Origin of the sequence: Shewanella sp. BF02_Schw (assembly GCF_014596695.2) — a bacterium.
In the GTDB taxonomy this organism is placed as follows: Bacteria; Pseudomonadota; Gammaproteobacteria; order Enterobacterales; family Shewanellaceae; genus Shewanella.
In genome coordinates this window covers 1,381,131-1,395,500 of record NZ_JABKAW020000001.1, presented here as the reverse complement: position 1 = coordinate 1,395,500, position 14,370 = coordinate 1,381,131, and the positions used below count along the sequence as shown (strand labels likewise).

Sequence of the window (14,370 nt, the reverse complement as noted above, 5' to 3'; positions counted from 1 at the left end):
TTCAGTTAGGATGACTACATTAGACTGATAAAGGAGTGGCAAATGTCCGCTAAACCCTCGTTTTTAAAAAGGATGTTTTTACTGTTATGGAATACAGTAAACGGTATCCGTAAGTTCATCATCAACGTTATATTTTTTGGTTTGTTGGCTGTCATCGCTGTAGTACTTCTCAACAGCGAAGATGAAATTGTCGTCGAAGATCAATCAGCATTAGTGCTGAACTTGTCTGGGAGCATAGTGGACCAAAAACATTATGTAGACCCAATAGAAATGGCATTTAGCCAAGGGCAAGCGAATGATCCAGAAGGTGAAATTCTATTAGCCGATGTACTTTATACTATTAATAATGCGACTCAAGACGCCCGCATTAACAGTATAGTACTGGACTTAGCGGATCTTCGTGATGCCGGTATTAGTAAAATGACCGCTATAGGTGAAGCATTAACCCAGTTTAAAGCCGCCAATAAGTCAGTTATCGCTATGGCCAATGGTTATGATCAAAACCAATATTTTTTAGCCAGCTTTGCAGACAAAATATACCTTAACAACCAAGGTATGGTAGCGCTTGATGGCTTAAGCCGTTATCGCTTATATTACAAGGCTGCACTCGAAAAACTCAAAATTACCACTCACGTATTTCGAGTGGGAACCTTTAAATCAGCTGTAGAGCCCTTTATTCGTGACGATATGTCTGATGCCGATAAAGTCGCCAGTAAAGTATTGTTAAACGATATTTGGCAAAGTTATTCAACTATTGTGGCCAGTAACCGTCAAATAGCCCCAGATCAATTAGTGTTAACTCCAGATGAATTCCTTGCTCAGCTTGATAAAGCTGAAGGTGACAGTGCTCAAATGGCTGTCAACATGAAATGGGTTGACGAACTGGTTTCGGCTGATGCGTTCCGTGTCGCGATGATTGAACGTGTTGGCAGTGATAAAGAAGGTAAAAACTTTAAGCAAATTAGCTTTAATGATTACCGAGCGTTAACCGCACCTATGCCTAGCTTTGTTGAAAAAGACGCAGTTGCCGTTATCGTTGCTAAAGGCACGATTCTTAACGGTAAACAACCTGCTGGACAAATTGGCGGTGAAAGTACCTCTGCATTGCTAATGAAAGCACGCTTTGACGATAAGGTGAAAGCCGTCGTGCTTCGCGTTGATAGCCCTGGTGGTAGTGCATTTGCGTCAGAACAAATTCGTCAAGAAGTGTTAGCCCTAAAAGCAGCAGGTAAGCCTGTGGTTGTTAGCATGGGTAGTCTTGCTGCATCTGGCGGATATTGGATATCAGCCAGTGCCGACTATATTGTTGCAACACCAACAACCCTAACGGGTTCTATCGGTATTTTCGGTATGTTTGCTACGTTTGAGCAAGCACTGAATCATTTTGGTGTGACCTCTGATGGTGTCGCAACATCTGATTGGGCCGGATTATCGCCTGCACGCGAATTAAATCCGCAAGTGGCTGCTGTTGTACAACGCCATATTGAACGTGGTTATCATGAGTTTATTTCTCTGGTAGCAAAAGAACGTCATATGACACTAGAGCAAGTTGACAACATTGCTCAAGGCCGAGTATGGACTGGTAAACGCGCACTCACCTTAGGCCTAGTTGATGAACTAGGTGATATGGATGTGGCATTAGCCAAAGCTGCTGATTTAGCGAAAATGGACAAGTTCGACGTTAAATTGATTGAACAAGAGCTTAGCGCTGAACAACAACTGATGCAGCAAATCATGGGTGCGACTGCCGCTTATGTTCCAGACAGTGTTCGTCAAACCAGTTTCATTGAGCGCTTTGCCAAGCAGTGGGCTGGCGCATTTGAAACATTGTCGATGTTTGATGACCCTAATCATGTCTATATGTATTGCGAAAACTGTAATTACTAATCACTCAAATGACCGCAATATGAAGATTATTCAAAAAAAGCCTGCTTAGCAGGCTTTTTTATTGGGGATCGACAAATAAACTCGTATAATTTCCACAATCTGCAATCGCTGTTAAAGAAGAGCCTACATACATGACAAAACGTTCCATTTACGTTGCCTATACTGGCGGTACCATCGGGATGCAAAAGACCGATAATGGTTTTGTGCCAGTATCTGGGTTCTTAACCGATTGTGTGCAGTCAATGCCTGAGTTTTATCATGAAGAAATGCCTGAATTCGTTATTCATGAATACAGCCCATTAATTGACTCATCCAATATGGCACCGCCGGATTGGCAATTGATTGCTAATGATATTCAAGCCAACTATGAAAAGTATGACGGTTTCGTTATTTTGCATGGTACAGACACCATGGCTTATACCGCATCTGCATTGTCATTTATGCTGCAAGGTCTATCAAAACCTGTCATTGTTACTGGTTCACAAATTCCGTTAGCTCAATTACGTTCAGACGGTCAAACCAACTTGCTCAATTCGCTTTATATTGCAGCCAACTACCCCGTTGCAGAAGTCTGTTTATTTTTTAATAACAAACTGTTTCGTGGTAACCGCTCAACCAAAGCCCATGCTGACGGATTCGATGCGTTTGCATCGCCTAATTTTCCTATGTTGCTCGAGGCAGGCATTAAAATAAACCTTAAAGCAGGGAAAATAACCAAACCAACAGGTGAGCCTTTAGAAGTGGTGACAATTAGTCCACAACCTGTTGGTGTGGTGACACTTTATCCAGGGATCTCCACTGACATTTTTAATAATATTTTACAACAACCGGTAAAAGCACTGATTTTATTGACCTTTGGCGTGGGGAATGCACCACAAGATAAGAAGCTACTTGATACACTTAAACAAGCCGATGAACGCGGTATTATATTGGTTAATTTGACCCAGTGTTTCCAGGGTAAGGTCAATATGCGCGGTTATGCTACAGGTAATGCTTTAGCACAAGCTGGGGTAATAAGTGGTGCTGATATGACCATTGAAGCGGCGTTAGCTAAATTGCATTATTTGTTGTCTATTGGATTAACGTCGGCGCAAATTAAGCAACGTATGCAGCAAAACCTTGTTGGTGAACTGACAACGGACTAGTTTAGGTTATTGATACTGTTACGGGGTTATTGTACTAATCAGATAACAGCTAAATAAAAATGCGAGCTAATGAGCTCGCATTTTTTGATGTTATAATATCCATTATTGATAACAAATATTATTTATTATCAGATAATTACAAATCAGCTTCTTTAAACTCGGCGATGGGCTCACCTTTAAACTGTTTTTTCAGCTCTGATTTAGACAGCTCATTAATGTTACCACCGGCTGCGATGGTAAAATGTTCAGTTTGCTGCAGCTTACGTGCTTGATACAACATCACTACTTGCAAAGTCGATTCACGCTGTGGCTGAGTTAATACTGTACCATCATCCCACTTACCTAACTCAGACGCAGACAATAAACGCAGGTATACTTCTTCAGGCATTTCATCAATGACTTTATTGATATCGTTCATACTGATTTCCGTTTATGTAACACTATTCTGACTCGGGTAACAAGATAACCCGTAAAACCAATAACAAAACTTGCGATCGCGATATAAGAAGTTAACCCCTGTGCAGGCTCTCCTCCCCAAAACCACACCACAACTCCTGCGATAAATAATGTCAAAAAAATAAAGCTTTGAGTCATTAAGCTATTTGAACGCTCAATGTGACTGATAATCATTAATGACTCAGTATTACCACTCAAATCGGTTTTACAATGCTCACATTGCTTAGCCAAACTTGAAATTCGCTTTTGACATTTAGGACATGCAACTAAGGCCATAATTCATTCTACCTGCTTGATTATCTGAAGATAAAAATTACCGCGTACTGTCGCGATTATAAATTATCAACCACAGCTAACATCGCAACTAAAGACGCTTCACCTAAATATACGCAACGCTCTGGAGACCAGCCCACAAATGGATCGGCTAAATTGGCATTGTCTTTAAATGGCATTTCTAAGGTGTTCGATAAACAACTGAACGTATTAGCAACCCAATTAGAACCTACCGTTAAATTAGCTTTGCCTGGCTCATCTTTATCGTAACCAAACTCTGTTTGGAAATCCGCACTGGCAATGGTCAATGCACTGAGAAATTGCTGCTGTAATTGAGCCATCTTATCGTTGTAGCTTGGCACCCCTTCACAACCGGCAAGGAACACATAAGGCAGGCCTTCATCGCCGTGCACATCGTAAAATAAATCAACACCAGTTTGATGCATTTTATTAACGACATAATACACTTCAGGGCTTTTCTCTAAGCTCGGTGTTTGCCATTCGCGATTTAAGTTAGTACCAACAGCATTAGTCCGTAAATGGCCGCGTGCGCTGCCATCAGGATTCATGTTTGGCACAATATAAAAATTGGCTTTGTCTAATAAGGCTTTAGATGTTGGACAATCACTATCAAGCAATTGATTTAACAAACCTTCAACTAGCCATTCAGCCATCGTTTCACCCGGATGTTGACGCGCAGTAATCCAAATATTCTTTTTATCTGGGTTAGCATCACCAATTTTTAGCAAGGTCATGTCGCGACCATCAAGGGTTAACCCAAGGTGCTCAAGACTCACAGCAGGATGTAATTGCACTTCACTGATCAAATCTAAATGACGTTCGTAGCTGTACGGTGCAAAATAAGCTATTTGAATGGCTTCACAATCTAGCTCAGCCTGGATGGTTAATTTTCCGTCGACATACTGAGTTGGTAATCTGAACCACGATTGGCGGTCATAACTGGCCACTGCTTGATAATCGTCCCAGCCAGCTGGATAAGAGGCACTACCTGCATTGAGGATGTTAAGGGTATATGTCTGGCCGACTTCCCCTTCTAAACGGAAGTTAAACCATTGATAAAACTCACCACCAAAATCGGGACGAATGGCGAGCTGTATATCGTCATGTTTGTCTAGGTTAATGACGTCAATATTGCCGCCGTCAAAGTTTGCTGTAATCCGCATTAGATTATCCTTTATGTGCTTGCGCTTATTTTGGGCTTAATAACGATTGGTATCAGCCTTATTTTATGCGCCATAGCTTATCAAATGCGGCAATAGGTGTGAACCATTAAAAGCTAAAGCTGTAACCTTGACCGCGAACGGTATTAATCAATTCGCGTGGTAAATTGCGTTTAACTAATTTACGGCGTGTATTACTGATATGCATGTCTAAATTACGGTCAAAACGTCCAAGTTCTTTGTGTAATACCCGTAGTTGCAGCTCTTCTTTGGTGACCACTTCACCTTGTCTATCAAACAAATATTTAAATAACCGATATTCCGTTTGGGTCAACACTAGCGACTTTTCTGCAAAACTAATGGTATAGCAGGTATCATCAAAGCCAATATAGTCATTAACCGCGTCATTAATTGGTGCTTGGGTGCGTCGATGGAGTACATTAAGACGTAACTGCAATTCGCGGATATTAATCGGTCGAGTGAGATAATCGTCGGCGCCTAACTCTAGCGCATTAATGCGCTCCAGTTCGCTGTTACTCTCTGCTAATACAATAATAGGCGTTCGGGTTTGTCGTGCAACGAGCAGCCAAAATGACTCCATTTTGGGAACCGAAAAATCTAATAATATGGCTTCAAGCTGCTCAGTTTCCATTTGGATCAACGCATCAAAGGCATTATTAACCCGATGAACACTGTAGCCCTGCTCATTTAGCTGTCGAGTTACGTCACTTTTATCGGAAAGGGTATGTTCAATGAATAGGATATTCTTCATGCTCAGCTACTTAATGATAACGATTACCATTAAGATTATCATACTGATTTAGCCAAAACCAGATTTAATCGACCCTGTAGCCCTTTTCATTAACAAAAAGGCCTGAAACTTCAGGCCTTGAGACATTTGTCACAATAATGAATGAGACATCATTGGTCTATTTATCTGTCATCAACTGTTTAATAAATTTAACCGGCGCACTACCGTAACTTAAAAACTGTTCATGAAACTGCTTTAAATCAAAGTTTTCACCTTGCTTAGCTTTAAGTTGTTCGCGGAAATCATAGATCTCACGATAGCCAGCGTAATAACTAGTCAGTTGCACTTGACTTAAGGTCGCTCGACGCCACTTTCCTTCAGCTTCAGCGCGTTGTTGGAATGCTTCATTCTCGAGCAAGTCAATCACCTCTTGCTCACCCATTCCGTTAACCTGAATGCTGTAGTCTAAAATAGTGTTACAAATGACCCGTAAATTCCATTTGTAATACATCAACCACATTTCAGGTTCAAAATTACCATAACCTTCTTCCAGCATCATACGCTCGGTATACACTGCCCAACCTTCAATCATGGCACCGTTACCAAATAAGCTTTTCACTAAACTAGGAGATTGGTTAGAAAAGACTAATTGTGTGTAATGCCCTGGGATAGCCTCATGAATATTCAGTACCTGTAAAATCCAGTGATTGTATTCACGTAAATAGCTTTCGGCTGACTCATCACTCATGTCATCGAGGGGCGAAACGTTGTAGTAAGTATTACCGCCTTTGTCATAAGGCCCTGGTGCACTGATAGAAGCACCCGCAAAACCGCGCATGTATTCAGGGGTTTCACGCACAATTAACGGTTTGTTAGGATCAAGCGTCACCAGTTGTTTGTCATTGACAAATTTAATCAGTTCTGGAATTTGCTTACGCACTTCAGCAACAAAGTTTTCTCGTTTAACATGTTTGGTTGATAACACATCAATTAACTGCCGAATTGCTTGTCTCTCATCGTCTGGTTTTGGGGTATCGATATACTTTGACCAAATGGTATCGGTGATCTTAGCCATTTCTTGCTGAACATGATTTTTATCTGCCACAGCTTTGTCATATAACTGTTTAGCGGTCATACCAGACTGAATATCGAAGGCGAATTTTTCTTCGTATAAGGTTTCACCAATACGGAAATCACGGCCTCCATTTTCGGTTAGCTTCGTTTCAAGCGCGGTTAACCACTCAATGTGCTGTTTAATCGCTGCAGTTGCTGCATCAAAACGTTGAGTAAATAACGCTTTCTGCTCTGCGCTTAAGCCTGAATCAGTGACTTGCTGGGCTAACTCGGCAGACAATACCGAAAATGCGCCTTGATTTTGCATAATCGCTAATTGGGTATGCTCAAGTGTCGGCTCACTAATATTTTGTCGCGCGGCTTCATAATAAGCGGGCACATTTTCAAGACGTGCAATAACAGAGCCTAAGCGCTCATCTAACGGGGCAAAGTCTTCATTGATGATTTGCGCAAAACCACCGGCAACATTGTAATTAGATGGATCCCATTGCCAACCTTTAAAGCGTGTAATTTCCCATTGCATTGACTCAACTAAATTACTCAGTAATTTATAATCAATTAACTCGTTAGCAGATAATGACTGCGGATCGAATTGGGCTAGTGCCGCTTGCTGTTGCTTAACAAATTGCAGCGTTTTGTCGCGGCTAGCTTGATTAGGGATATCTAAATAGCCATCATTAACATGTTTGCCACTGTACAGAGCCCAGGTTGGTGATAATGCCCACAGCTCATCAATAAACTGTTGTGAATATTTGTTAAAGGTTAATTCTGCCACGGTTGTAGTTGTGCTAGCCTCTGCAGTAACGGTCTTGGTTTGTGGACTTGGCTTAACCGAGTCATCGCCACAGCCGACTATGGCAAAAGTAACCGCCAAAGCAAGTAAAGATTTTTTCATGAGTTATCCCTTACATTGTTATTATTTTTTAGTGTGTTTACACTTATTTTTTCTCGGTATCGCTTTCGCGAGTATAGATTTTGGCTGCCTATATATTTTGTGCTTAAATAATTTTTGGAACTTAACTATTTTGGGAACTTAACGGTTTTTGGAACGTATACTTTTTCTACATAGTGATGAGTAAAAATCATCCTTAGACAATTATAATTAGTTAATCATGTTCGTCACGGTTTTGCAGCATGCAGACACCTTTTGTGACATAAAAATAGTGAATCGATCAACTGCTTGTAGCCTAGAAACCGATTTTTAGTTACATAGCCGTGTCCATAATAATCAACAGAGGTCTTAACGATGCCTTCAACACATATCCGACTACTGCTTAATGGTAAAAAAGCCGCCAATGTCGACATCAGACAATCGGTTATCGCTTTACGTGAAAAAGGCCATACTGTTGATGTGCGGGTCTCTTGGGAAAGTGCCGATATGTTGCGTTTTATGACGGAAGCAATAGCCGATAATGTCGGCAGAGTGGTTATTGGTGGCGGTGATGGCTCACTTAATGAGGCTGTTAATGCCCTGATGCAACTGTCACAACAGGATCATATGCTCGAAATAGCCGTGCTGCCATTAGGCACGGCAAATGATTTCGCCACTGCGTGTGGCATTAGCAATAATATTCATTCCACTTTGGAACTGGCGATTCATGGTGACAGCTACCCTATTGATATCATCCGAGCCAACAATAATTATTTTATTAATGCGGCAGTCGCCGGTTTTGGCGCGCAAGTGACTGCAGAAACCCCAACAGAGTTAAAAGATTTTCTGGGTGGCGGGGCTTATACCTTAATAGGATTGGCAAAAGCATTAGGCTTTAAGCCTTATCAAGGCAGCATTACCACCGATAAAGGCACGTTCGATGGCGATATTCTGGTAGGCGCCATTTGCAATAACAAGCAAGCTGGCGGCGGACAAATGCTGGCGCCCAATGCGTTAATTGATGATGGCTTGATGGATATCACCCTGCTGAAGTCATTTTCAACCTTTGATATCCCGGTGGTGATAGATGAAATACAAGCCATGAGTCATGAAGCCAGGTTTTGTTATCATTTTCAAACCCGTTGGCTAGAAATTGATTTCCCTATCAAGTTACCGCTTAATTTAGATGGCGAACCCTATCCAACAGAGCAAATGCGTTTTGAAGTACTCCCAAAAGCCATTCAGTTTGTGTTACCGCCAGACTGTCCATGCCTTGAGAAATCCCCACAAAAAAGCGGAAAGTAAATTCCGCTTTAATCGCCGATACAACAACTGAGTTAATCGTTTATCTAATCAGTTTAGATATTCCAGGGATTAGGTTTATTACCTTTCGACGAGGCTGGCGCTTTAGCTGTTTTGGTTTTTCTAAAGTCAGCTGAAGCCGTTTTCGATTTGCCTAAACTCAGCGTAGGTCGGTCTGTCGCTGAGGTTGATTTATGCTGACGATTTTTTGGGATAAAATTCAACACCGAAATAGGAATAGGCTTAGATGGTTCAAAACCGACTATTTCTTTGCGTTCAATTAAATGCCCCAAACGACTTTCAATCATACACAGGTTTTTAAAGTCATCATTGGACACAAAAGAAATAGCGACACCAGCAGCACCCGCACGACCGGTTCGACCAATACGATGAATGTAGTCATCGGCCGGATAAGGCAAGTCATAATTGATTACACGAGATAAATCGTCAATATCAATACCACGCGCCGCAATACCGGTAGCTACTAGGTATTTAATGTTACCCGATTTAAAATCAGCTAAAATTTGTTCACGCACCGGCTGGCTGCGGCCACTGTGAATACACTCAGCAGCAATATCACGCTTTTCAAGCTGACTGACCAATTTAGCGGCACCTTGCTTAGTTTCGATAAAGATTAGCGCTTGGTTCCACTCTTCGGTTTTAATTAAATGACTTAATAAAGCTGATTTTTTATCTTTATCAACCGTCGTTAACCACTGCTCGATTTTCGGTGCTGAATCGCGATCAGCAATCACCGAAATTTCCACAGGACGCTTAATGGCCGTTTTCGCTAACGCACGCACTTGGTTTGATAATGTCGCGGAAAACAATAAACTCTGACGTTCAGAAGGTAATTTATCGATGATTTTATTAATATCTTCGATAAAGCCCATGTCGAGCATTCTATCGGCTTCATCAAGCACCAACACTTCAATTTCATCAAAGTGCACAGCACGTTGGGTATATAAGTCGAGTAAACGTCCTGGTGTCGCCACCAAAATATCCACACCATCAATTAAGGCTTGTTTTTGCGGCTTCTCATCAACCCCACCATAAATGGCGATAGAGGTTAACGATAAATGCTTGGCGTACTGAACTACGTTGGCGTGAACTTGCACTGCGAGTTCGCGAGTTGGGGTTAAAATCAACGCTCGAATACGTTTTGCACGCTGGGTTTCAGTGTCGGCTAAGCGTTCTAATATTGGTAATACAAAGCTTGCGGTTTTACCGGTGCCCGTTTGCGCCGCGGCAAGCAGGTTCTTACCCTTTAAAATAACCGGAATAGTCTGTTGTTGAATCGGTGTCGGCTGACTGTATCCCACTTCATGTAGGGCATTGACAATCGTGTCGCGTAATCCAAGTGTCGAAAAAGGCATGAAAGTGGGTCTCAGTAGTAAAACAAGAATAAAGCATTATAGAGGCTACGCATAACAAGCGCTAACACCTCGTTAATATAAAGTCATACTAGACCACGGCGAGACGAAGCATCAGCCAAATTGTCAGTATTGTATTAAAACACAAATGAAAAAAGACGTCCGAAGACGTCTTTTTTCATAATATGGCGGTGAGCGAGAGATTCGAACTCTCGTTAGGGATAAACCTAAACACACTTTCCAGGCGTGCGCCTTCAGCCACTCAGCCAGCTCACCAATTTGTGACTGACTTTTTATCCATACCATTAAAAGACATCAGATAAAAAGCAGTACTTAATACTTGATTCTATTGAGTGGGATAATTACCTCTCAACAATACAAAACCACTTAATACTAACCGCGGCAGTGCTAATCGAGGCGTACTTTACGCAAATGATGATAGCGGGTCAAGCTAAAAATCCCCACTATCAAGCGTTTGCACAAATGCACAGCAACTAGCAAGCTAACTAACCTATTAAGGTAGGGAAAAGTCCTTTAACACCCGCGGCGATCACTTCAATGCCTAAAGACAACATCAGTAGACCCATTAGACGAGTAATAACGTTAATGCCAGTTTTACCTAATAGTTTAAACAGCATTGGCGCCATACGAAATAAACCCCAACTAACAAGACCTAAGATAATAATGGTTAAAAACATACCAATGTAGTTGGTTATTTGGTGATGCTCCGCCGCAAACACAATCACCGCACTAATGGCACCAGGACCAGCCATTAATGGCAAAGCTAAAGGGACAACTGCAACAGACTCCATACCTGAAGACTCACGGTCTTCTTCTTGGTTGCGTTTCACTTCACTGATTTTACCTTGTAGCATCGACATGGCAATAATACAAATCAAGCTACCACCGGCAATACGAAAAGCCGATAATGAAATACTGAACATACTAAGAATGTAATGCCCTGCTATTGCCGTCACCAATAAAATGACCACTACGGCAAAGTTTGCCACCCGGTTGGTATGTCTACGCTCAACTTCAGTTTGATGGCTGGTTAAGCTAACAAAAACAGGTAATAACCCTACTGGGTTAATAATGGCTAATAGTCCTAGAAAGAACTTGATATAAAGCATGAAATCCACTTGGTATAACCCTCTTGATATTACCTGTATTGAAGCTCGATTCTGAGGGCGCTAATGTAGCTGAAACATTGCCATTCCCCAAATGAAATTTTTTATATTTGATAGACCATTTTACAATACAAAAACTAATGCAACGTCTATTATTTGTATTTTTACATCATAATGACAGTTAACGTAAACACGCACTTTTAGTTATTTTATTTCACTATACAGTTCTAATTAGCATCAATATGATGATTTAACCTACAACATAACTTAAAATCTTGTTTGTCTGTGGTTAACCTACATATTATTCAACAAAATAAGAATAGCCTTATGATGAAAAATACTAACGATAGCGGAGTTTTTATTTCTCCTAAAAGTATACATTTAGCCGGTCAGTTTATTTTGACAGTATGTAAGTATATTTTTTAGGTAAACAGTATATATCGATTCCAGCATCACCTTGACTAATGAATAACTCATTGCCTCTGGTAAAACTGCGATTGGCTTGACCCACAATATCCGAAGCTACAATAGCTTAGGCACAAAAAAGAGATGTTGCCAGTGGCAACATCTCTTTTAATTAACTCTGAAAGTAACTCTGCTGTGAAGATTAGGCCATTATTTCAATACTGACCTGCGTAAACCCTCTACAGAGAAACTACACACTATTTAACCTGAACTCGGGATAAGAGACAAATATATGATTATAAAGATCATAGTCTTATACGTTAACAACTCTCAAACTTGTCATTTGTTTTACTAACAAGGCGAATTGACGCGTCAATAGCGGATCTATTGCAAGTTAATTCAACAACGTTAGCAAGGCAAAGAGCTGTTTGAGAGACGTTTGTTATCCCAATTTCAGGTTATTTAGCTGTCCAACGATCCATCCAGCCTAGTACATTCTTGTACCATAGCTGTAGGTTATCTTGATTTAAGATCCAGTGATTCTCATCTGGAAATACCAATAGCTCTGAAGGAATACCTTTACGCTGCATAAAGGTAAATGCAGCAAGACCTTGGCCATAAGGTACACGGTAGTCTTTTTCACCATGGATGACGAGCATCGGCGTTTTCCAGTTTTCAACATAGTTTACTGGGTTAAACTTTTCATATAGCTCTTTGTTTTGATCGTATGGGCCACCGAATTCATATTCAGGGAACCATAATTCTTCTGTAACGTAATACATAGAACGCATATCAAACAAACCAGCATGGTCGACTAAACACTTGAAGCCATCGTTCCATTTACCTTGGAACCAGTTCATCATATAGCCACCGTAAGAACCGCCCAGTGCACATGCATTGTTAGCATCTAACCAAGGTTGCTGCGCGGTAACTGCTGCCATGCCTTTTTTAAGATCTTCAAGCGGTTTTCCGCCCCAATCCTTGCCAATAGAGTCGGTAAACGCTTGACCATATCCAGTAGAACCATGGAAGTCGACCATCACTACGCCATAGCCTGCACCCGCCCATAACTGAGCATTCCAGCGGCTGCTGAAACTGTTACCAAATGAGCCTTGTGGGCCGCCGTGTACCAGGTAAGCTATTGGGTATTTTTTACCTTCTTCATAGTTAACAGGTTTGATCCAATAACCATGAACGGTTTCGTCATTCCAACCTTTAAAGTTGAACTGTTCAAAATCACCAAACTTAATATCTGCTAATTTTTCACTGTTGACGTTGGTTAGCTGTTTAAGTTGTTCACCTTCTAGTGACACACTGAATAAATCGCCAGGTTCAACTAATGATGACTTCTGGAAAATAAGACGATTACTGGTCACAGCCACTAGGCTGTTGCTGCCTTGGTTGTAAATAGGACGCACATCACCAAACTGAGTGTTCACTTCAAAAATGGTCACTTGCCCAAGATCTTGTGCTGTCACATACAAAGTACGACCATCGGCACTAAAATTTAATGAACTCGCGCTGCGATCCCACAATGGTGCGACTTCTTTTTCTTGGCCTGTAACATTGTCACGTAACATAATGCGGGAGCGATCAGCTTCGTAACCCGCCTTGGTCATGGCTAAATAAGCAAGATAACGGCCATCGGCAGAGAACGTTGGCTGGGCATCCCATGCTTGGTTATCTGGGGTTAAGTTAACCGTTTCACCGCCAGCTACAGGCACTTGCCATAAATCGTAGTTAGTAGTCCAAGCTTGATCACGGCTAGGCGCTTTCGCGCTATAAACAACGTACTTGCCGTCTGCAGTAAAGGTGACTTCTTCCATACCAGAAAATGGCTTAGGCGGTGTTTCAGTGTCACGGCCCGCTGTAACGTTTGTCGCTGTGGTAATTTTGTTGCCATTAAGCGAGGCGACAAACAAATGATTACGTGCATGATCTTCCCAAGTGTCCCAATGACGTACCATCAACTGCTTGTATTGACGCCCGGTGCTTTTACGTTCAGCTTCGGCAGTAAACTTGTCTTTTGAACACGCTAAGTCTTTACACTCTGGAAATACCCGCAGCGTCATAACAACTTGCTTACCGTCGTTAGACAATTTGTAGCCATTGATATCTAACGGTAAATCAGTAACCGCGATAGCTTCTCCGCCATCAAGGGCCAATTGATACAATTGACTGGTGCCGGAGCGCGTGGCGAGGAAATAAATCGATTTTCCATCGGGCGAGAAGCTGACATCGTGTTCAGTACCGGCTGCCGAGGTAAGTTGCTTTGGCTTAGCATTTTTATCGTTCAAATCGAGAAGATAAAGATCTGAGTTGCCCTCGCCTTTATCATCAACCACTTTTACGCCGTACACCATGGTTTTACCATCATTTGATACGGCCGCTGAATGCAACTTATTTAAGTTAACCAGTTGCTGAACATTAAAAGCTGCGGGCTCTGCCGCAGACACTGATGTTGCCATGCCAGCAGCAACCAGTGCGAATAATACAGAAGACTTTTTCATTGTTATCATGTCTCA

General features: G+C 41.6%; 11 protein-coding genes and 1 tRNA gene. 3 read left to right on the top strand and 9 right to left on the bottom strand.

Annotated elements, in window-relative coordinates:
• Nucleotides 1-42 precede the first annotated feature (42 nt).
• Together sppA and ansA are read left to right on the top strand one after the other, a co-directional pair.
• Nucleotides 43-1,887 carry a signal peptide peptidase SppA gene (sppA, locus tag HNW13_RS06235; RefSeq protein ID WP_101087067.1) on the top strand — a complete coding sequence of 615 codons (1,845 nt, stop codon included), beginning with the start codon at nucleotides 43-45 and terminating at the stop codon, nucleotides 1,885-1,887.
• Nucleotides 1,888-2,018: 131 nt separating this feature from the next.
• A complete protein-coding gene (gene ansA / locus HNW13_RS06230; protein WP_101087066.1) occupies nucleotides 2,019-3,032 on the top strand; it encodes an asparaginase in 1,014 nt (337 codons plus the stop codon).
• Nucleotides 3,033-3,168: 136 nt separating this feature from the next.
• Here the strand turns inward: ansA and HNW13_RS06225 are convergent, their stop codons facing one another.
• The 5 genes from HNW13_RS06225 to HNW13_RS06205 form a co-directional block, all read right to left on the bottom strand.
• Nucleotides 3,169-3,450: a DUF1315 family protein gene (locus HNW13_RS06225; protein WP_101087065.1), complete on the bottom strand. Its 282-nt coding sequence runs from the start codon at nucleotides 3,448-3,450 to the stop codon at nucleotides 3,169-3,171.
• On the bottom strand, nucleotides 3,447-3,764 hold the full coding sequence (locus HNW13_RS06220) for a zinc ribbon domain-containing protein (protein WP_101087064.1): 318 nt from the start codon (nucleotides 3,762-3,764) through the stop codon (nucleotides 3,447-3,449). The genes HNW13_RS06225 and HNW13_RS06220 overlap by 4 nt, the downstream gene beginning before the upstream one ends.
• A 56-nt stretch (nucleotides 3,765-3,820) precedes the next feature.
• On the bottom strand, nucleotides 3,821-4,945 hold the full coding sequence (locus HNW13_RS06215; protein ID WP_162023231.1) for a carboxypeptidase family protein: 1,125 nt from the start codon (nucleotides 4,943-4,945) through the stop codon (nucleotides 3,821-3,823).
• A gap of 106 nt (nucleotides 4,946-5,051) precedes the next feature.
• Nucleotides 5,052-5,714 (bottom strand): response regulator transcription factor, encoded by a 663-nt coding sequence (locus HNW13_RS06210; RefSeq protein WP_162023232.1) that lies wholly within the window; start codon nucleotides 5,712-5,714, stop codon nucleotides 5,052-5,054.
• Between the two features lie 157 nt (nucleotides 5,715-5,871).
• Nucleotides 5,872-7,662 carry a DUF885 domain-containing protein gene (locus tag HNW13_RS06205; protein WP_192115001.1) on the bottom strand — a complete coding sequence of 597 codons (1,791 nt, stop codon included), beginning with the start codon at nucleotides 7,660-7,662 and terminating at the stop codon, nucleotides 5,872-5,874.
• 351 nt (nucleotides 7,663-8,013) lie between these two features.
• Between HNW13_RS06205 and yegS the strand changes: the two genes are divergently transcribed.
• On the top strand, nucleotides 8,014-8,943 hold the full coding sequence (gene yegS / locus HNW13_RS06200; RefSeq protein ID WP_192115002.1) for a lipid kinase YegS: 930 nt from the start codon (nucleotides 8,014-8,016) through the stop codon (nucleotides 8,941-8,943).
• Nucleotides 8,944-8,996: 53 nt separating this feature from the next.
• On the opposite strand, the gene HNW13_RS06195 is transcribed toward yegS, so the two are convergent.
• The 4 genes from HNW13_RS06195 to HNW13_RS06180 all read right to left on the bottom strand — a co-directional run bounded on the left by HNW13_RS06195 (nucleotide 8,997) and on the right by HNW13_RS06180 (nucleotide 14,355).
• On the bottom strand, nucleotides 8,997-10,316 hold the full coding sequence (locus HNW13_RS06195; protein WP_192115003.1) for a DEAD/DEAH box helicase: 1,320 nt from the start codon (nucleotides 10,314-10,316) through the stop codon (nucleotides 8,997-8,999).
• A 183-nt stretch (nucleotides 10,317-10,499) separates the two neighbouring features.
• Nucleotides 10,500-10,589 (bottom strand) — tRNA-Ser (locus tag HNW13_RS06190).
• A gap of 230 nt (nucleotides 10,590-10,819) precedes the next feature.
• Nucleotides 10,820-11,452, bottom strand: coding sequence for a YchE family NAAT transporter (locus HNW13_RS06185; protein WP_101087058.1), 633 nt, complete (start codon nucleotides 11,450-11,452; stop codon nucleotides 10,820-10,822).
• 851 nt (nucleotides 11,453-12,303) lie between these two features.
• Entirely contained in the window at nucleotides 12,304-14,355 is a 2,052-nt protein-coding gene (locus tag HNW13_RS06180) for a S9 family peptidase (protein ID WP_162023236.1), read from the bottom strand.
• Nucleotides 14,356-14,370 lie beyond the last annotated feature (15 nt).

Excerpts from the sequence above, each read along its gene's own strand:
- sppA (WP_101087067.1), top strand. The coding sequence starts at position 43 with ATGTCCGCTAAACCCTCGTTTTTAAAAAGGATGTTTTTACTGTTATGG.
- ansA (WP_101087066.1), top strand. The coding sequence starts at position 2,019 with ATGACAAAACGTTCCATTTACGTTGCCTATACTGGCGGTACCATCGGG.
- HNW13_RS06225 (WP_101087065.1), bottom strand. The coding sequence starts at position 3,450 with ATGAACGATATCAATAAAGTCATTGATGAAATGCCTGAAGAAGTATAC.
- HNW13_RS06220 (WP_101087064.1), bottom strand. The coding sequence starts at position 3,764 with ATGGCCTTAGTTGCATGTCCTAAATGTCAAAAGCGAATTTCAAGTTTG.
- HNW13_RS06215 (WP_162023231.1), bottom strand. The coding sequence starts at position 4,945 with ATGCGGATTACAGCAAACTTTGACGGCGGCAATATTGACGTCATTAAC.
- HNW13_RS06210 (WP_162023232.1), bottom strand. The coding sequence starts at position 5,714 with ATGAAGAATATCCTATTCATTGAACATACCCTTTCCGATAAAAGTGAC.
- HNW13_RS06205 (WP_192115001.1), bottom strand. The coding sequence starts at position 7,662 with ATGAAAAAATCTTTACTTGCTTTGGCGGTTACTTTTGCCATAGTCGGC.
- yegS (WP_192115002.1), top strand. The coding sequence starts at position 8,014 with ATGCCTTCAACACATATCCGACTACTGCTTAATGGTAAAAAAGCCGCC.
- HNW13_RS06195 (WP_192115003.1), bottom strand. The coding sequence starts at position 10,316 with ATGCCTTTTTCGACACTTGGATTACGCGACACGATTGTCAATGCCCTA.
- HNW13_RS06180 (WP_162023236.1), bottom strand. The coding sequence starts at position 14,355 with ATGAAAAAGTCTTCTGTATTATTCGCACTGGTTGCTGCTGGCATGGCA.